15 protein-coding genes are annotated in these 19,305 nt (G+C 65.7%); 2 read left to right on the forward strand and 13 right to left on the reverse strand.

Features of this window, described 5'->3' with window-relative positions:
• The first annotated feature begins 57 nt into the window (after positions 1–57).
• Entirely contained in the window at positions 58–2,031 is a 1,974-nt protein-coding gene (locus NLR35_RS17140) for an autotransporter outer membrane beta-barrel domain-containing protein (RefSeq protein WP_257167700.1), read from the forward strand.
• Here the strand turns inward: NLR35_RS17140 and NLR35_RS17145 are convergent.
• From NLR35_RS17145 to rimP, 9 genes are all read right to left on the reverse strand, one after another.
• On the reverse strand, positions 1,999–2,535 hold the full coding sequence (locus NLR35_RS17145; RefSeq protein WP_257167701.1) for a GNAT family N-acetyltransferase: 537 nt from the start codon (positions 2,533–2,535) through the stop codon (positions 1,999–2,001). The two genes, NLR35_RS17140 and NLR35_RS17145, sit on opposite strands and share 33 nt — an antisense overlap.
• A gap of 199 nt (positions 2,536–2,734) precedes the next feature.
• Positions 2,735–4,891, reverse strand: coding sequence for a polyribonucleotide nucleotidyltransferase (gene pnp, locus NLR35_RS17150; RefSeq protein ID WP_257167702.1), 2,157 nt, complete (start codon positions 4,889–4,891; stop codon positions 2,735–2,737).
• A 358-nt stretch (positions 4,892–5,249) separates the two neighbouring features.
• Positions 5,250–5,519 (reverse strand): 30S ribosomal protein S15, encoded by a 270-nt coding sequence (gene rpsO, locus NLR35_RS17155; protein WP_009025947.1) that lies wholly within the window; start codon positions 5,517–5,519, stop codon positions 5,250–5,252.
• A 2-nt stretch (positions 5,520–5,521) separates the two neighbouring features.
• Positions 5,522–6,634 (reverse strand): tRNA pseudouridine(55) synthase TruB, encoded by a 1,113-nt coding sequence (gene truB / locus NLR35_RS17160; protein WP_257167703.1) that lies wholly within the window; start codon positions 6,632–6,634, stop codon positions 5,522–5,524.
• Entirely contained in the window at positions 6,634–7,050 is a 417-nt protein-coding gene (rbfA, locus tag NLR35_RS17165) for a 30S ribosome-binding factor RbfA (RefSeq protein ID WP_257167770.1), read from the reverse strand. The genes truB and rbfA overlap by 1 nt, the downstream gene beginning before the upstream one ends.
• A gap of 161 nt (positions 7,051–7,211) precedes the next feature.
• A complete protein-coding gene (infB, locus tag NLR35_RS17170; protein WP_257167704.1) occupies positions 7,212–9,989 on the reverse strand; it encodes a translation initiation factor IF-2 in 2,778 nt (925 codons plus the stop codon).
• Positions 9,990–10,067: 78 nt separating this feature from the next.
• Positions 10,068–10,781, reverse strand: coding sequence for an RNA-binding protein (locus NLR35_RS17175; RefSeq protein ID WP_257167705.1), 714 nt, complete (start codon positions 10,779–10,781; stop codon positions 10,068–10,070).
• An 81-nt stretch (positions 10,782–10,862) separates the two neighbouring features.
• Complete coding sequence (nusA, locus tag NLR35_RS17180) at positions 10,863–12,473, reverse strand: transcription termination factor NusA (RefSeq protein ID WP_257167706.1); 1,611 nt, start codon at positions 12,471–12,473, stop codon at positions 10,863–10,865.
• Between the two features lie 14 nt (positions 12,474–12,487).
• Positions 12,488–13,249: a ribosome maturation factor RimP gene (gene rimP, locus NLR35_RS17185; RefSeq protein ID WP_257167707.1), complete on the reverse strand. Its 762-nt coding sequence runs from the start codon at positions 13,247–13,249 to the stop codon at positions 12,488–12,490.
• Positions 13,250–13,664: 415 nt separating this feature from the next.
• Between rimP and NLR35_RS17190 the strand changes: the two genes are divergently transcribed.
• Positions 13,665–14,741: a DUF2336 domain-containing protein gene (locus tag NLR35_RS17190; protein ID WP_257167708.1), complete on the forward strand. Its 1,077-nt coding sequence runs from the start codon at positions 13,665–13,667 to the stop codon at positions 14,739–14,741.
• 111 nt (positions 14,742–14,852) lie between these two features.
• On the opposite strand, the gene NLR35_RS17195 is transcribed toward NLR35_RS17190, so the two are convergent.
• From NLR35_RS17195 to lnt, 4 genes are all read right to left on the reverse strand, one after another.
• Positions 14,853–15,584 carry a tRNA (guanine(46)-N(7))-methyltransferase TrmB gene (locus NLR35_RS17195; protein WP_257167709.1) on the reverse strand — a complete coding sequence of 244 codons (732 nt, stop codon included), beginning with the start codon at positions 15,582–15,584 and terminating at the stop codon, positions 14,853–14,855.
• The gene (locus tag NLR35_RS17200; RefSeq protein WP_257167710.1) at positions 15,581–16,711 is read right to left on the reverse strand and encodes a M20 family metallopeptidase; all 1,131 of its coding nucleotides are present in this window, start codon (positions 16,709–16,711) and stop codon (positions 15,581–15,583) included. The genes NLR35_RS17195 and NLR35_RS17200 overlap by 4 nt, the downstream gene beginning before the upstream one ends.
• A gap of 343 nt (positions 16,712–17,054) precedes the next feature.
• Entirely contained in the window at positions 17,055–17,471 is a 417-nt protein-coding gene (locus tag NLR35_RS17205) for a helix-turn-helix domain-containing protein (RefSeq protein ID WP_006615449.1), read from the reverse strand.
• 234 nt (positions 17,472–17,705) lie between these two features.
• Positions 17,706–19,301, reverse strand: coding sequence for an apolipoprotein N-acyltransferase (gene lnt / locus NLR35_RS17210; protein WP_257167771.1), 1,596 nt, complete (start codon positions 19,299–19,301; stop codon positions 17,706–17,708).
• Between the last annotated feature and the right edge of the window lie 4 nt (positions 19,302–19,305).

Here is a 19,305-nt window from a genome sequence, read left to right on the forward strand (position 1 = left end):
TTGTCTCGCGCCAGCAGGCAACGGTCGCGCCGGCAGCACATGGACATCGTGGGGGCGATGATGCTGCGTTCCAGGACTTGTATCGTCGCGCTGTGCGCGGCGGGTGCCGTGTGGTTCACCGGCGCCGCACCGGCGCGCGCGCAGTCGACGGTGTGGGATTCCACGATCTCCAACACGAACTGGTATGTGCCGACCGCCCAGCTGCTGGCCTACATGTCGCCGAAGACCGGCTTCACCAACCCGATCCCGATCGGCGACCAGACGCTGTGGACCTTGGGCACGGCGACCAACGGCGCTTTCACCGGCACCAGCGTCGCGCAGCTGAGAATCGGCCCGGCGCTGCTGACGGACACGTCGACCATTCAGGGCTTCGTCACGCCCGGCGGTCAGATCACGATGCTGTTCACGCCCGCGGGCGGCGGCACTGTTACGGTCGGGCTCGGCACGATGCGCACGCTCAACGGCGTGACCAGCATGGAGATGCAGATGATCACCGGCGACACGTTGCTGGTGACGCATTGGGCCTACATGCTGCCCTATGATCCCGCCACCTTCACGCCGCCGCCATCGGCGCCGGTGCCGGCCAATTCGGTGCCGCAATGGACGTGGACGGCAGGCACGCCGTGGCGGATCGTGAGCCCCGCCCTGTTCGGCACGCAGGCGCCGGGCCGCTTCGTCATCACGAACTATCAGAACGGTTATTTCTGGGGGGCGGGTGTCGCGCCGGCCGGCAGTGCGTCCGGCGGCTTCACGCTGCTCGGCTCGGTCACCCCGGAGGGCCGCGTGCTGTTCAACACCCTGTCGCGCGGCAATCTCACCAGCCTTTACGGCACGGCGAGCGGCAATGCGTCGGGCGCGCAGATGATCACATCGACCTATGATCTCACCGGCAACATGACCGGAGATCTGGCCGCCATGTCGCTGGTCCAACCCTATGGCGATACGCTGCGGTCGGCCGGCGGCCGGGTCGGCCTCGCGGCGGCCGATGCGTTGTATCGGCTGTCGATGACCTCGGCAGGCTGGACCGGATCGATGGCGACCGGGTTCGTCGCGCTCGACAATCTCAGCGGTCCGTCGCTGAGCAATGCGGTCAAGCAGACGCTGCCGGTGCTGACCGGCGCGGCGTCGCAGGCGACCTATGTGACGCAGCGCGACTTCCGTCAGACGATGACCAACCGGCTCGATGACGTCAGCGGCGCCGCCGGCCGCAATGTCTGGATGCAGCCGCTCGGAAGCGTCACGCGGCAGGCCGGCCGCGATGGCGTTCCGGGCTATGACGCCTCCGGCGGCGGTCTGGCATTCGGCGCCGACGCTGCGCTCTCGCCGCGATCAGTGGTCGGCGGCGTCTTTGGTTATTCACGGCAAACCGTCACAGGGAACGACGCCGCCGTACCGAGCCGTCTCGGCCTGTCATCCTATCAGCTCGGACTCTATGGGGCCTACGCGGTCAGCCGCGACGTGATGCTGGACTATCAGCTCGACGGCGGATGGAGCGACAATGGCGAAAGCCGGTCGCTGACCTTCATGGCTGCGTCCGGGGGCGGAAGCTATCGGTCCTTTTCGGGTCACACCGGCGTCGGCATCAAGACGCGGCTTCCGCTCACCGATGATTTCGCGCTGATTCCTTCGCTGCGCATCGACTACGGCACCGTGCGCAGCAATGCCTATCATGAGAGCGGCGCCGGCGGCTTCAGTCTCAACGTCGACCCGCAGAGCTACCAGGAGCTGACGACGACGGCCGGCTTGAAAGCGGTCTACCAGCTGGAGAGGCAGGTCCGTATGACCGCCGATCTCGGCGCCGGCTACAACGCACTGAATCAGAGACTGCAGCTCGGAGCAGCCTTCTCCGGTGGCGGCGACGGCTTCGTCACCCAGGGCCTCGGCCTGTCGGCGTGGACCTATTCGGCCGGTCTTGGTCTGATCACGACCGCAAGCGACCGGCTCGATCTCAGCATTCGCTATGGCCTCGACACGACGCCGTCCGGCCTGGTCCGGCAGTCAGGTCATGCCGTCATCCGCGTCAGGCTGTGAGGGCGAGGTCGTCTCCGGAGACCGAGGCGCGGTGGGATCATTCGACCTGAAGATGCCGCGCTTCCAGCGATAATATCTCATCATCCGGCCATGGGCGGGATCGGCTTCCGCCTTCTCCAGCACGAAGCCTTCGCGCTCATACCAGCGCCACGCCTTCTCATTGCCCTCAGCGCAACGCAGCCAGACCTCGTCGGGCAGAAGCTCGCGGGTGAAGCCGAGCAGGCGGCGCCCGAGCGAGCGGCCCTGATAGGCAGGCGCGATCATCAGCTGGTCGAGATAGAGCCTGGGCACGTTGATTGCGAGCATCGCCGCAAGCGCGCCGCCGTCATCAGCCACATAGAGACTCCAGCCGCCGGCGACCTCGCGCGGTACGCGCTCGGTGAGATAGTTCAGCAGCTTTTCGCCGGGGACATCCAGCCCGGTCGAGCACCAGCTCTCCATCCAGAGCTTTGCGACGGCGTCGTATTCGTCGGGCGTTGCGGAGCGGATGATCGTCTCTGACATCGAATACGAGCCTCCAGCACCAATGATCTGCGAACGTAAGCTCTCTCCTCGGTCATTGCGAGCGAAGCGAAGCAATCCAGAGTCCCGGGCGCGGCCCCTGGATTGCTTCGCTTCGCTCGCAACGGCGCGGAGGGACCGGCGATCAACAAAAAAGGGCGGCCCGAAAGCCGCCCTTCGTATCTCCTGATGGGCTGCGAGCTTACTCGCCGGCGGCTTCGCGCGCCTCGGCGGGCGCGTCCTTCTGCTTGGCCTCGAGGTCCTCGCCGGTGGTCTGGTCGACGGCCTTCATCGACAGCCGGGTCTTGCCGCGGTCGTCGAAGCCGAGCAGCTTGACCTTGACCTTGTCGCCTTCCTTGACGACGTCGGTGGTCTTCTGCACGCGCTTGTCGGCGAGCTGCGAGATGTGCACGAGGCCGTCGCGGGTGCCGAAGAAGTTCACGAAGGCGCCGAACTCCATCACCTTGACGACGGTGCCGTCATAGACCTGGCCGACCTCCGGATCGGAGGCGATCGACTTGATCCACTTGATGGCGGCCTTCATGGCCTCGCCGTCGCTGGAGGCGACCTTCACGGTGCCGTCGTCCTCGATGTTGACCTTGGCGCCGGTCTTCTCGACGATCTCGCGGATCACCTTGCCGCCGGTGCCGATCACTTCGCGGATCTTGTCGGTCGGGATCTTGAAGGTCTCGATGCGCGGCGCGTATTCGCCGAGCTCGGCGCGCGCGTTGGTCAGCGCCTTGGACATCTCACCCAGGATGTGGATGCGGCCCTCACGCGCTTGGCCGAGGGCCACGCGCATGATCTCCTCGGTGATGCCCTCGATCTTGATGTCCATCTGCAGCGAGGTGATGCCGCTCTCGGTGCCCGCGACCTTGAAGTCCATGTCGCCGAGATGGTCCTCGTCGCCGAGGATGTCGGACAGCACGGCAAAGCGACTGCCTTCCAGGATCAGGCCCATCGCGATGCCCGCGGTCGGCCGCTTCAGCGGCACGCCGGCATCCATCAGCGCCAGCGACGAGCCGCAGACGGTCGCCATCGACGACGAGCCGTTCGACTCCGTCACCTCCGACACGACGCGCGTCGTGTAGGGGAATTCGTGATGCGGCGGCAGCACCGGGTGGATCGCGCGCCAGGCCAGCTTGCCATGGCCGATCTCGCGGCGCTTGGTGCCGCCGAGGCGGCCGGTCTCACCGACGGAGTAGGGAGGGAAGTTGTAGTGCAGCAGGAACGTCTCTTTGTACGTCCCCGACAGCGCGTCGATGTACTGCTCGTCCTCGCCGGTGCCGAGCGTGGTCACGACCAGCGCCTGGGTCTCGCCGCGGGTGAACAGCGCCGAACCGTGAGCGCGCGGCAGCACGCCGACTTCGCAGACGATGTTGCGGACGGTCTTCGCATCGCGGCCGTCGATGCGCTTGCCGGTGTCCAGGATGTTCCAGCGAACGATCTTGGCCTCGAGCTCCTTGAACACGGCGGCCACACGGAGCTTGTCGTATTTCGGCTCCTGCCCCTCGGGGAAGAAGTGCGCCATCACCTTTTCCTTGACGGCGCCGACCGCAGCATAGCGCTGCTGCTTGATCGGAATCGCGTAGGCGGTGCGCAGGTCCTGCTCGGCGATGCCGAGCATCTCCTTCTCGATCGCGCTGTTGTCGATGATCGCGACGTCGCGCGGATCCTTGGCGGCCTTCTCGGCGAGCTCGATGATCGCGTTGATGACCGGCTGGAAGTGACGGTGACCGAACATCACCGCGCCGAGCATGATGTCCTCGTTGAGCTCCTTGGCCTCCGATTCCACCATCAGCACGGCATCCGAGGTGCCGGCGACGACCAGGTCGAGCTGGGTGTCGGCCATCTCGTCGAGGGTCGGATTGAGGATGTATTCGTCATTGGCGAAGCCGACGCGGGCCGCTCCGATCGGGCCCTTGAACGGCACGCCCGAGAGGGTCAGCGCAGCCGACGCGCCGACCAGCGCGACGATGTCCGGATCGTTCTCCATGTCGTGCGACAGCACGGTCACGATCACCTGGGTCTCGTTGCGCCAGGAGTCGACGAACAGCGGGCGGATGGGGCGGTCGATCAGGCGGGAGACCAGCGTCTCCTTCTCGGTCGGACGGCCCTCGCGCTTGAAATAGCCGCCGGGGATGCGGCCTGCAGCGTAGGTCTTTTCCTGATAGTCGACGGTCAAGGGCAGGAAGTCGACGCCCTCGCGCGGCGCCTTGGCGGCGACGACGGTGGCGAGCACGACGGTCTCGCCATAGGTGGCGACGACGGCGCCGTCAGCCTGGCGCGCGATCTTGCCGGTTTCCAGCTTGAGGGGACGTCCACCCCAGTCGATCTCGACGGAATGCTTGGTAAACATGGGTATCTTCTTTCATAGCTTGAGCGAAGGCAGATCCCCCAAAACAAAAAAACCATGCGCAAGATTGCAGGGCGCTGGATTGCGATCAGCGCCCTGCGATCCTGCCATGGTTTTCTTATTTCGGATGGCGTCCATCCTTCTTGTCGTACGGGCACCTTGCCCGTCACGCCCAGCGGCCGGATTGCTGCTGAGGCGTACTGTACAGTCTGGGCGGAATCGGCGGGTCAGCGTATCGCTTCTTTCCGGATTCCGGCCAGACCGCATGATCCCGGACTTGAGCGAACGCCGCGACCTGCGGCGTTCTCAGGACCATGCCATCACGCGCGCGAACTCGCGCGCGCTCACGTGAGGTCGAAGCTCAACGACGGATGTTGTGCTTCTCGAGCAGCGCCTTGTAGCGCGCCTCGTCGTTCTTCTTCAGATAGTCCAGCAGCGAACGGCGGGTCGACACCAGCTTCAGGAGGCCGCGGCGGGAATGGTTGTCCTTGCCGTGGGTCTTGAAATGGCTGGTCAGGTTGTTGATGCGTTCCGACAGGATCGCGACCTGCACCTCGGGAGAACCGGTATCACCGGCCTTGGTGGCGTTCGCCTTGATGATTTCCGCCTTGCGCTCTGCGGTCACCGACATCGTCAGTCTCTTTCGTTGCGACCGGAGCTGGCAGTCAGTCCGGTCAGGTTGAACACGCGCTTGGGGATGAGTTCGCCATTGCCAATTTCGGCAAGCGCCAGAAGGCGGCCTGCGACCGTGACATAGACTGTGCCGCTACTCTGGGGCGCATCCCGTCCGCGCAACAAGACGGCTTGGCCCCGGTGGAGCCTAGCCGCGTCAGCCCGAGTGACGGCCAGTGCCGGGATGTCGTCCAGCGCGGTCTCAACGGGCAGCAGTGCGTCGGCGAGGCTTCCCTCACCGGACGCGGCTCTATTGCACAAAGCCTCCAGCTGTTCCAGCGGAATCATGTCGTTCTCGGTAAACGGACCGACCAGGGTCCGCCGGAGCGCGCTGATATGGCCGTAGCAGCCGAGGATCCGGCCCATGTCGCGGGCCAGCGCCCGGACATAGGTTCCCTTGCCGCATTCGGCCTCGAATACCGAATGATCGGCGTCCGGCTGGTCGACGAGGGTCAATTCGTGGATTTCGACCGGGCGCGGCTGCAACTCGACGACCTCGCCGTCACGGGCGAGGTCATAGGCGCGCTCGCCCTGGATCTTGATCGCGGAATAGCGCGGCGGGGTCTGCTCGATGCGGCCGGTAAATTGCGGCAGCAGCGCGCGGATGGCCTCGACATCCGGCCGGTTCTCGCTGGTATGGACGACGCGGCCTTCGGTGTCGTCGGTATCGCGCTCCGCGCCCCAGGTGACGGTGAAACGGTAGCGCTTGCGGCCGTCCATCACGAACGGAACGGTCTTGGTGGCCTCGCCCAGCGCGATCGGCAATCCGCCCGAGGCGAGCGGATCGAGCGTGCCGGCATGGCCGGCGCGCTTGGCCTGGAACAGCCGCTTGGCCACCGCGACGGCCTGCGTCGAGGTCATGCCGATCGGCTTGTCGAGCACCACCCAGCCATGGACGTCGCGACGGTCGCGGCGCGGCTGGCCGCCTTGATGGTTTCCTTGGCGCTGCTGCTTGTTGCGCGGATCATTGTTGTCGCGCGGACGTCCGTCGGCCGAATGGTTTTTTTTCGCATTGACGGCGATCGTATCGGCGGGAAGCGATTCGACAGTGCCGGTTTCGGGGGGAATGGTCATCAGCTCTCTTCCGAATCCGAGTTGAGATCTCTCTGCACCGCAGGTGTTCTTAGTAATTTCTCGATCCGTTCCGCTTCGTCGAATCGCTCGTCGACGCGGAAGCGGACGTCAGGTGCAAATTTCAGGTTAACGCGCCGCGCGACTTCGCCGCGCAGGAACTTCTTGTTGCGCTCCAGCGCCGCGAGCACGACGTCCGTGTCGCGTCCGCCGAGCGGCATGATGTAGATCGTTGCAAGCTTGAGATCGGGCGACATGCGGACTTCGGGCACCGTAATGATGTGTCCCTCCAGGTCCGGATCGTGCGCATGACCCTGGCTGAGAATGTCGGCGACAGCGTGGCGCACGGTCTCCGCGACGCGCAGCTGACGCTGCGAGCCGCCGGAAGCCGAGCTTCCCCTCTGATGATGGCGAGGCATTTTGCAAATATCCAACGGATCATCGCCCGGCGTGAGCGCGGGCGAGAGGATCATTCTGATTGAGTTCGACGACGCTTGGTTAAGTTCAAGCTACGCAGCGATTCCGCAGATGCACGGAATCGCTGCTCACTTGAATGCAGCGCGCTCTGTAGGATTCGGACTTACAGCGAGCGCTGAATGGTCTCCACGCGATAACATTCGATGACGTCGCCGACACGCATGTCGCCGTAGCTCTCGAAGGCCATGCCGCATTCCTGGCCGGCCTGGACTTCCTTCACTTCGTCCTTGAAGCGCTTCAGCGTCGACAGCTTGCCCTCGTGAACCACGACGTTGTCGCGGATCAGGCGAACATTGGCGCCGCGCTCGACGGTGCCGTCGGTGACGCGGCAGCCCGCGACCTTGCCGACCTTGGAGATGTTGAACACCTCCAGGATCTGCGCATTGCCGAGCATGGTCTCGCGCAAGGTCGGCGCAAGCAGGCCGCTCATCGCCTTCTTCACGTCATCCACGAGGTCGTAGATGATGTTGTAGTAGCGGATCTCGATGCCGTTGCGCTTGGCGAGCGCAGCGGCTTCCTTGTTGGCTCGGACCGAGAAGCCGATGATCGCGGCGTTGAAGCCTTCCGCGAGCGTCACGTCGGACTCGCTGATGCCGCCGACGCCGGCATGCAGGATGCGGGCGGCGACCTCGTCGGTGCCGAGCTTCTCCAGCGAGCCGAGAATGGCTTCCAGCGAGCCCTGCACGTCGGCCTTGATGACCAGCGGGAATTCCTTGCGGCCCGCGGTCTTCAGTTGCGACATCATCTGTTCGAGCGAGCCGCGCATGCCGGAGATCGAGGCAGCCGCGTTCTCGCGCTTCTGGTGAGCACGGTAGCTCGTGACCTGGCGGGCGCGGGCTTCGTTCTCGACCACGGCGAGACGATCGCCGGCTTCCGGCGGACCGTTGAAGCCGAGCACCTCGACCGGCACCGACGGGCCCGCCTCCTGCAGGGTCTCGCCCTGGTCGGAGATCAGTGCGCGGACGCGGCCCATCTCAGCGCCGGCGACGATGATGTCGCCGACACGCAAGGTGCCGCGCTGGACCAGCACGGTGGCGACCGGACCACGGCCGCGATCGAGCTTGGCTTCGATCACGGTGCCCTCGGCCGGACGATCCGAATTGGTCTTCAGGTCGAGGATGTCGGCCTGCAGCGCGATCATCTCGAGCAGACGATCGAGATTGGTCTTGTTCTTGGCGGACACTTCGACGTCGACGACTTCACCGCCGAGCGATTCGACCTGCACCTCGTGCTGGAGCAGCTCGGTGCGGACGCGCTCGGGGCGGGCGTCGGGTTTGTCGATCTTGTTGATCGCCACGATCATCGGCACCTTCGCCGCCTTGGCGTGGTTGATGGCCTCGATCGTCTGCGGCATGACGCCGTCATCGGCCGCGACCACCAGAACGACAATGTCGGTGACCTTGGCGCCGCGGGCGCGCATCGCGGTGAACGCGGCGTGGCCGGGCGTGTCGATGAAGGTGATCTTCTTGCCGGAGTCCGGCGCGGTCACCTGATAGGCGCCGATGTGCTGGGTGATGCCGCCGGCTTCGCCGGAGACCACGTTGGCGTGGCGCAGCGCGTCGAGCAGCGAGGTCTTGCCGTGGTCGACGTGGCCCATGACGGTCACGACCGGCGAACGCGGCTCGGTGTCGCTGGAATCGTCGACGACGTCGAACAGGCCCTCTTCAACGTCCGACGCGGCAACGCGCTTGACGGTGTGGCCGAGCTCTTCGGCGATCAGCTGGGCGGTGTCGGCATCGATCACGTCGGTGATCTTGTGCATCGCGCCCTGGCGCATCAGCAGACGGATCACGTCCACCGCGCGCTCCGACATGCGGTTGGCGAGCTCCTGGATCGTGATCGCTTCCGGAATCGTGACCTCGCGGATCAGCTTTTCCTTCTGCTCGTTGGCCGCATGGCCCTTCAGGCGCTGGGTGCGGCGGCGGAACGAGGCGATCGAGCGCTCGCGCACGTCGTCCGCGGTGAGCGCGGTGACGACAGTCAGGCGGCCGCGCTGCTTCTGCGGGCCGGGCTTGTGCGTGGTCTTCGGCGGCGGCGCAGGACGCGCAGCGCCACCGGGGCCGCGGCGGATCTGGCGCGGACCTTCATCCTCGTCGGGACCAGCTGCAACGCCGGGCGCACGGCCGAGCGGGCCGCCACCGGCCGGACGGGCTCCGGCAGGGCGGGCGCCTGCCGGCTGAGTGCCGGGCGGACGTGAGCTCGGACCACCGATCTGCGGCGGACGGCTGCCGGGTGCGCCCACCGGGCGGCCGGGTGCCTGGGCCTGGCGGGCCGGGGCGGTCGCGGCCGGCTGCAGCACCGCGGCGGCGGCCGGACGCGGCGCTTCGCCTTCGCCGAATCGCTTCTTGGCCTCGAGCTCGGCCTTGCGCTTGGCTTCCTCTTCGTGGCGGTGACGCTCTTCCTCGGCCTTGCGGCGCGCCTCGGCAGCCTCGCGCTCGGCGCGTTCAGCGGCTTCGCGCTCTGCGCGGCGGCGGGCTTCTTCCTCGGCCTGGCGGCGTTCCTCGATATCGCGGACGCGCGCGTCGGCGAGCGCGCTGGCGCGGGCCGAACGCTCATCCTCGGTCAGGGTGCGCAGCACGACGCCGGACCCGCTGCGCTGAGGACCGGACGAGCGCGGTCCCGACGGACGATTGCTCGGGGGCGGCGGCGGTGGCGGCGCCTTCGCGGGCGCCTTGGCGACGGTCGGCTCCGGTGCATGCGGCGCATCGGGCGCCCCATCGCCGACGCGGCGCTTGGTGCCGCGCTTCTCGACCACCACCTGCTTGCTCCGGCCGTGCGGGAAACTCTGACGCACCGTGCCAGTCTCGACGCGCGGCTTGAGCGTCAAGGTCTTGCTCGGGACACCGAGTTTCTTGTCGCCCGGAGTGTTTTGATCGGCCATTCAGTCGTCCTAATCTCGTTTACCTGCGTGCGGGTCTGCCGCACCGTCCCATTCGTGCAATCGTCGCGTATTCAGTCGCTATGTCTTCGAAGTCGAAGCAGATTTCGAGGCCGCGGTTCCGGCAATCTTGTCAGCGTCGGCCGACCGGTATCGGACCAGTGTCTGGCTGCGCGACAGGAATGTCCTGCTCGCCGGGCCTGCGAGCACGGCAGCATGTATCACATTTGAGCGCCCAAGTGCCAAATCCAATTCTGCCGAAGTGAGGCAGCAGATGATCGGAAATGTCAGGGCTTGACCTTGATCCCCGTCATTCGGCCGCGCCAGGGCATCGAGCTTGCGAATTCCGTCGGCTGCGCCGTCCGAGGCGTGGATCAGGGCGGCCAATGCGGCCCGTGACTGGCGCTGCGACAGCGCTGCTTCGACCTTGGAAAACCCTGAGACGACTTGGCCGGCTTTGGCAGCTATTCCCAGGGATTCGATTGCGCTCCGGGCCAGCAGGGCTTCGAGATCCTCGGCGAGCGTCGGTTGGACGCGGACGTTGGTCTTGAAGCCACGGCTGAAATGGTGACGCCGCACCGCTTCCGCAACCGCCAGCCGCGAGGCTGTGATCCACAACCCCCGTCCGGGCAGCTTGCGCTTGATGTCGGGCACGACGTCGCCCGACGGGCCGACCACGAAGCGGATCAGCTCGCCGATCGGCCGCACCTCGCGGCTGACCGCGCACATGCGCATGGTCGCGGACTTTTCGGTCCGCGGTCCATTGTCGAGCTCGGGGTCGGCCAAAGCGAGCATGCGGTGGTGCGGCTCCTCATCTCAAGCCAGCAGCGTCATGGCGGGGATCTTGGCGGGGGTCATCGCGGCGTCCATCATGGGTCAGGCGGGCTGTCCTTCAGCTTCATCCTCGGCAGCCTCGCCCTTGGCGAGATCGGCCTCGGTGATCCAGCCGGCCTTGACGCGGGCCTGCATCACCATGGCTTCGGCGTCGTCGCGCGACACCTCGAGACCGTCGAGAATGCCGGGATACTTGGTCTGCTCGCCGCCATCCTTGCGCTCGGTCCAGCCGACCAGATCGTCAGTGGCGCAGCCGGCGAGGTCGTCGACGGTCTTGATGTCGTTCTCGCCGAACTTGACCAGCATCTTGGTGGTGACGCCGGGCACGGTCTTCACCGCGTCCTCGACGCCCAGCTCCTTGCGCTTGGCCTCGAGCTCGGCCTCCTGCTGCTCCAGGAATTCGCGGGCGCGGGTCTGCAGCTCGGTCGCGGTCTCCTCGTCGAAGCCTTCGATGCCGGCGAGATCCTTCAGATCAACCAGCGCCAACTCCTCGACCGAGGTGAAGCCTTCCGACGCCAGCAGCTGGCCGACGACCTCGTCCACGTTCAGCGATTCCATGAACACGCGGGTCGAGTTCTCGAAGTCGGCCTGGCGGCGCTCGGACTCTTCCTGCTCGGTCAGGATGTCGATGTCCCAGCCGGTCAGCTGCGAGGCGAGGCGGACGTTCTGGCCGCGGCGGCCGATCGCCAGCGAGAGCTGGTTGTTGGTGTCGGGCACCACGACCTCGATGCGCTCGCGGTCCTCGTCGATGACGACCTTGGCGACTTCGGCCGGGGCCAGCGCGTTGACCACGAAGGTCGCGATATCAGGCGACCACGGGATGATGTCGATCTTCTCGCCCTGCAGCTCGTTCACCACGGCCTGCACGCGCGAACCGCGCATGCCGACGCAGGCGCCGACCGGGTCGACCGAGGAGTCGCGCGACACGACGCCGATCTTGGCGCGCGAGCCGGGGTCGCGGGCGACCGCCTTGATCTCGACGATGCCGTCATAGATCTCCGGCACTTCCTGGGCGAACAGCTTGGCCATGAATTGCGGATGGGTGCGCGACAGGAAGATCTGCGGTCCCCGGGTCTCGCGGCGGACGTCGAACACGTAGGCGCGGACGCGGTCGCCGTTGCGGAACACCTCGCGCGGCAGCATCTCGTCGCGGCGGATGATCGCCTCGCCACGGCCGAGGTCGAGGATCACGCTGCCATATTCGACGCGCTTGACGACACCGTTGACGATGTCGCCGATGCGGTCCTTGAATTCCTGGTACTGCCGGTCACGCTCGGCCTCGCGCACCTTCTGCACGATGACCTGCTTGGCCGACTGCGCGGCGATGCGGCCATACTCCAGCGGCGGCAAGGTGTCGGCGATGGTGTCGCCGATCTGCGCGCCCGGATTGGCGCGGCGCGCGTCATCGAGCGAGATCTGGTTGGAGGGGTTCTCGACCTTCTCGACCACCAGCATGTGGCGCGACAGCCGCAGCTCGCCCTTGCGCGGATCGATCTCGGCATGGACGTCGGTCTCGCTGCCATAGCGGGCGCGGGCGGCCTTGGCGATCGCGTCTTCCATGGCGGCGATCACGATGCCGCGGTCGATCGACTTCTCGCGCGCGACGGCGTCGGCGATCTGCAGCAGTTCCAACCGGTTGGCGCTGACGGCCATGGCTCTTGTCTCCTCTAATCAGGATCGATCTCGCCTCTGCGCGCGCGATCGGCGGCGAGGCGATGTTTCTTGGTGTTGGTCGGCAGCGGCTTCTTGGCCGGCTGCTTCTCCTTCAACTTCGGTTTCGGCTTGGCCTGGGCCGCCGGCTTGGCATGCGGCGCCAGCGGCGGGGCAAGCCCGAGGTCGCGCTTCTTCTCGCGCTCTGCGGCCTTGCCGCGGCGCATGGACTCGGCGATCAGCTCGTCGGTCAGCACCATCTTGGCGTCGCCGATGTCGGCCATCGGCAGCACGACGTCCGGATCCACGTCCTTGGCGACGTCGTCGCGGGTGATGCGGACGCCGTCGCCCTCGACGCCCTTGATGATGCCGCGAAAGCGTTTGCGGTTCTGATGCGCGACCGCCATCTCGATCTTCACGAGATGCCCGAGATGACGTTCGAAATCGGAGCGGCGCACCAGCGGCCGGTCGATGCCGGGCGAGGAGATCTCGAGCCGGTAGGCGCGGTCGATCGGGTCGGCGATATCCAGCACAGGCGACAGCGCCCGCGACACCGCCTCGCAATCCTCGATCTGCATCGTGCCGTCGGGACGCTCGGCCATCACCTGGACGGTGCAGCCGGACTCGCCGGAGATGCGGATCCGAACCAGGCGGTAACCCATTCCCTGCAGCACCGGGTCGGCTACCGCCGCGACGCGCGCCGCCACGCCCGGCTCGACGACGAGCCGGGGCTCGGTCAGAAGGTCGGTATCAGCGGCTGTGAGGGTCGGTTCCGTCATCGAGGCGTCGATCGCGTGTCTTGCTTGTTTCGGCCGTTCGTTTTGACCGTCAGGCCGGTTCGATCGCGCTCACCGGACCGGTCGCGCCAGGGGCGGAGCGGTCCAGGTAACAAAAAAGAGCGGGTCCGGAAGGGCCCACCCTCACTACGCGATCGTATATGAGATGATGTTTGATGGCGCTCATATAGCGGCTTTGCCGGCTGACGGCAAGGGTTGTCTGGGCCGGACTCGGGGCCGGAACCCCAGATGAGCGTGGCGCGGCGTCGGGTAGGGCCCGTGCAGGGCCGTCGGGCGGGCCTAATCCTTCATTCACCAAGATCATCTAAAAATAGCCATCAGTTGGCGTGCCCTGCGTCCCGGCGGTCATTCGGGGCGGGGACACGGACATGTGTCGCGTTGCGTATGAGTTGTCGTCATGACCCCAGCTACTGCGCTGATCCCCGGCCTTGACGGGATTGTACGGCACGGCGACGCCGAGCGTTGCGTCGAGGCGACGCGTCGCATTGCCGATCTGTTTCTCGAGGACGCAACGAGGCTGCGCCCCGAGCACATCAACCTGTTCGACGGCTTGCTGATCGATCTGGTGCCGCTCGCCGATCTGGCGACGCGGATCGATCTGTCCGAGCGCTTGTCGCGGCTCGTGAAAGCGCCGCGCGTCGTGATCGGCCAACTCGCGCGCGATGACGACGTCGCAGTGGCCGCTCCGCTGCTGCGCCGTTCGCCGGCACTCGACGACGGCGCGTTGATCGACATCGCGCAAGGCAAGAGCCAGGGCCATCTGCTTGCGATCGCCGAGCGCGCACGGCTCTCGCCGGAGACGACGGAGGTGCTGGTGCGCCGCGGTGATCGCGATGTGGTCCGGCGGACGGCAGCGAATGATGGGGCGGAGTTTTCCGAACGCGGCTATTCGGACCTGATCAACCGTGCGAGCTTCGACGGCGTGCTGACGCTTGCAGTCGGCAAACGTGACGATCTCTCCGATGAGCACCTCAAGCGGCTGCTCGAAGGCGCCCTGGATGTCGTCAAGCGCCGGCTGTTCGATGTGGTCGGGCCGGAGCGGCAGACAAAGATCAGGCAGGCCGTTGCGGAGCTCGCAGGGACCGTGAGCGCAAGCGTCAGCAAGCGCAACTTCGTGCCGGCGCAGCGGACGATTCTGTCGCTCTATGAAGCCGACGCCCTGGACGAAGCCGCGCTGCTCGGCTTTGCGTGCGAGCACAGATATGAGGAGGTCATCGCCGCGCTGGCCGCGATGACGGGGCTGAAGCTCGCGACTCTCGACCGCCTGGTGTCGGGCGATCGCCACGATCCGCTGCTCATTCTCGGCCGGACCATCGGGCTCGCCTGGAGCACCGTGCAGGCGCTGATTCAGCTTCGCCTCGGGCCGAGGCGGGTGCCGGCGCAGCGCGAGCTCGATGCCATCCGCGTGAATTACGCGCGCCTGTCGTCATCGACGGCCGATCGCGTGGTCGCGTTCTGGAAGACGCGCCACTGAAGCGCGATGAGATTGGGATGAATCGTCATCGCGCTTCAGGTTGTTGTTCGCGCATGATCTTTTCGGAAAACCGCTGCGCACTTCTCCGGATCATGCTTCAATCCGTAGGACTCAACGCCGCCGGAAGATCAGGTAGTTCGCCACGCGACCCTCGCGCGTGGCCTTCCGGCCGTAGCGCGTCATCGTGTAGTTCGGCCAGGGCAGGCGCCAGTCATCGGCGCGCTCCGCCGTCCAGACGAAGTCGGGCGAGCGAAGCAGATGCCAGAGCGTCCAGGCGCAATAGTCGGCGATGTCGCTGACGAAACGGAATTCGCCGCCGGGTTTGAGCGCGCGGGCCATTGCGACGATGGTCGCGTCCTGCACGAAGCGCCGCTTCCAATGTCGCCGCTTCGGCCAGGGATCAGGATGGATCAGATCGATCCGTTGCAGCGATTGCGGTGGCAGCCAGGCGAGCAGTTCGGCGGCATCGCCGGCGAGCAGCCTGACATTGGCGATGTTGTCGGCTTCGATCGCTGAGAGGATCTTGGCCATGCCGTTGACGTAGGGCTCGCAGCCGATGAAGCCGGTCGTCGGATAAGCCTTGGCCTCGGCGGCGAGATGCTCGCCGCCGCCGAAGCCGATCTCGAGACGCAGCGCCTCGACCGGCGGGTCGTACAGCGTCGGCAGCACGACATCGGCCGGAGCGGAGAGATCGAGCGCGAGGTGCGGCAGCAGGTTCTCGACCAGATCGGCTTGATGCGCACGGAGCTTGTGGCCCTTGCGCCGGCCGAAGAACGAGCCCTGGCCGTGCATGGCCTCGGTGCCGGTGTGATCGTCATCGATGGGCATCATCGCGGTGCTCATCGCAGCGTCTGATAGAGGCGGTGGAGCAGCCGCGCCCGCGGCTCGATCGAAGAGATGAACATCTGCTCGTAATGCGTATGCGCGCCCTTGCCGTCGACGCCGAGACCGTCGAGCGTCGCCGTGAACGGCGCGGTGAAATTGCCGTCGGAGCCGCCGCCCGTATAGGTGTCGACGAGATCGAAGCCGAGCTCTTCAGCGAGCGTTCTCGCGTGCTCGAACAGCGCTGCGCCGGCATTGCCCTTGACGTAAGGCGGCCGATTGACTTCGCCCCTGACGTCGACGGTGACGCCCTCGCTGCGCGATTTCAAGCCGAGGATCTTGGGCACGATCTCGTCGGCATCACCGGGTGTGGGCAGCCGCGCATCGACTTCGGCATAGGCCTCCTCGGCGATGACGTTCGGGCGCGTGCCGCCGCGCACGACGCCGACATTCACGGTGATGCCGCGCGCGGGATCATTCAGCGCTTCGAGGGCGTGGATCACGTTGGCGAGTTCGCGGATCGCACTGCGTCCATCCTGCGGACGTGCTCCGGCATGTGCAGGCACGCCGCGGATCGACACGTCGAAACGGGCGACGCCCTTGCGGCCGGTAACGATCTTGCCGCCATCGCGCGCCGGCTCGGTGACGAGCACGTATTTGGCCTTGCGGCCTTCCTCCTCGATCAGGTCGCGGGATGTCGGACTGCCGATCTCCTCGTCGGAGACGAACAAATGAGTAATGCCGAGTGGCGTTGGCTCGCCGGCGATGCAGAGTTGGCGGAAGGCGTGATAGGCGAGATAGGCGCCGCCCTTCATGTCGTAGATGCCGGGACCGTAAGCGATGTCGCCGTCGATCGAGAACGGCAGGCGCTCGATGAAGCCGAGCGGATGCACGGTGTCGAGATGACTGAGGACCAGGATGCCCGGCTCCTTCTGGCCCCACGACGAGCGCACCACCAGGTGATCGCCGCAACCATCGCGGCCGGCGATCCGCTCGATCGTGACATCGAGCCCGCGATAGCCTTCGGCGACCACGGAGGCCAGTCGGTTGACCTGATCGGGGGCGTCGGTCGGGCTCTCGATCTCGACCCATTGGCGGATGCCCTCGAGAATTGTGCGGCTATCGAACGGATTTGCGCTGACGGTCATGAGCTTAGATCAAGAGTTCTCGATGGTTAGTAAAAGGTATCAATTGGGGGCCGTCGCGCGCGGATCTCGGCCGGCGCTGCTGCCCGCTGCCCGGCGTCACATGCGCACAAAATGATTTAGAGCGCGACAGCGTTTCCCGAAGGGGAGCCATCGCGCTCTAATCATCATTATCGAACTTGTCTATCGGCTCATCGGCATTGCGGAACACGAGCCGTGTCCGCAACGTCCGCCAAGCTGGCTTCGCTCATGGCCCCCCGGAGGCGCTGACATTCATATGAGAAGCATTCATATGAGAGCGGTCGCAATAGGAATGTCAGCGCCAGCGCATCAGCGTGGCTCAGCTCTAGCCCTCTTCCGGTGCCTCGCGATCAGCGATCTGCTCGACCAGGTCGACGATGCTGCGGCGAAGCTTGGAGTCGTGGATCCGCGTGAATGCGCGGGTCAACGCCAGTCCTTCGGAGGTTGCCAGGAAATCAGACACATAGGCCGGAGAGGCGCCCTCGCCGAAAGCTTCACCATTGGTCCCACCACTCGGGACGCCTTCGAACAGGAACGAGACAGGGACCTGCAGGACTTCGGAGATCTGCTGGATCCGGCTGGCGCCGACTCGATTGGTGCCTTTTTCGTACTTCTGTATCTGCTGGAACGTGAGTCCGAGAGCCTCACCAAGTTTTTCCTGGCTCATGCCCAACATGATACGGCGCATCCGCACCCGGCTGCCGACATGCTTGTCAACAGGGTTGGGCGCTTTCGTCGACATCTCTCAACTCCTTGAATCAGGGCCTCGGAACGAGGCGATCGCAGTATGCCTCAGGCGCTCACACCGTCAATTTCTGCTCGCATGTCGTACTAACGATGGACGGTCGAGCAGCGAACTGAGCGGATCATGCTGCCGCGCGAGAATGCGAATTGCAGCAGCTATCTGTCAACACTTGGGGTTTTGGATGTCAAAAAAAATCTTACGCACCCGGAAAGAATTCAGATCTTGCTGCCGTCAGGGAAGCTTTTGAGCAACACGTCTGCGAACGACCGTGCTCAGGGCGAGCACTAACAGGATTGCCGCCGGAACATCGCCGAATCTCGCATAAATAGAGGGCTGCAGCGCAACAGGCAGCGCGGAATCCAGCACGCCTTCCGCACCGAGAGATAGTTGCGCGACGATGCGGCCGACGGGATCGATCACTGCGGAGATGCCTGTGTTCGCTGATCGAACTAATGGAAGCCCCTGTTCGATCGCACGCCACTGCGCCTGCTGCAGATGCTGATGCGGACCAGTCGAAATGCCGAACCAGCCGTCATTGGTGAGATTGACGATCCAGCCCGGTCGCTCCTCGTGAGGCACACTATCACTCGGAAAGATGGCCTCGTAGCAGATCAAAGGAAGAACACGCGGTGCGTGTGGCACGTCCAGGTTGCGTCTTATCGTGCCTGCAATGAAGCCGCCCTGCACGCGGGTCAGCTGCTCCAGCCCGATCCGCTCGAGCAGGTTCTGGAACGGCAGGAACTCACCGAACGGCACCAGATGCAGCTTGTCGTAGACGGACAGCACGGTGCCGTCGTGGTCGATCACATAGATCGAATTATAGGCGCGGGTGATCGGCGTGGTGCGCGGGCCGTCCGGGGCGCGCACCGAACCGGTGATCAGCACCGTGCCAGGCGACAGCAGGTCGGCGATCTGGCCCATGGCGTCGGCTTCGCGGGTCAGGAAGAACGGAAACGCCGATTCAGGCCAGATCAGCACGTTGGTGTCGCGCACGCCGGTCGCATTGGGCCCCGTGGCGCGGTCCGACAGCGCCAGGTAGCGCCGCATCACCTCGGCCTTGGCGCCGTAGTTGAATTTGACATCCTGTTGCAGGTTGGGCTGCATGATCCGCAGCTTGAGATCGGCGACATACGCGGTCGGATGCTGGCCGAGCCTGACGGCGCCGAACACGCCCATCACGATCAGCAGCGCGCCGGCTGCGGCCGGAACCCGAAAGCGCTCGCGCCAGCTCTTGCCGTCGATCAGCACCGCGGGGCTGGCGAAGATCGCGATGGTGAGGAACGTCATGCCCCAGATGCCGATCAACGAGGCCGATTGCGCCAGCGCGAGCGGCTGCGACAGGGCGTAGCCGAACGTGTTCCAGGGAAAGCCGGTCAGCGCGTGGCCGCGCAGCCATTCGCTCGCCGTCAGACACGCCGCCAGCGCCAGGATGCGGCTGGAATCGCGGGTCCAAATCAAGCGGGCCAGCGCGAAGCCCAATGCCGGGAACAACGACAGATAAGCGGGCAGCCCGAGCACCGCGAACGGCATCAGCCAGGCGAAGGTGTCGGCATCGACCAGGAACGCTTGGCCGATCCAGTACAGGCCGGGCACGAAATAGCCCATGCCGAAGCAGAAGCCGGTCAGCGCCGCCGCCGGGATGCCGCGACGGCGTCCGGCGGCCGCGCCGTCGATGAGCCAGACCAGAACGGGGAAGGTGACGGCGAGCACCGGCCACGCATTGAACGGGGCCATCGCCAGCGCGGAGAGGGCGCCTGCGGCGAGCGCGATCGCCGCGCGCTTCCAACCCCAGGCCAGAACGACGCTGGCGGCGAGGTCGCGCATCATCGTG

This window comes from Bradyrhizobium sp. SRS-191, assembly GCF_024586915.1.
In the GTDB taxonomy this organism is placed as follows: domain Bacteria; phylum Pseudomonadota; class Alphaproteobacteria; order Rhizobiales; family Xanthobacteraceae; genus Bradyrhizobium.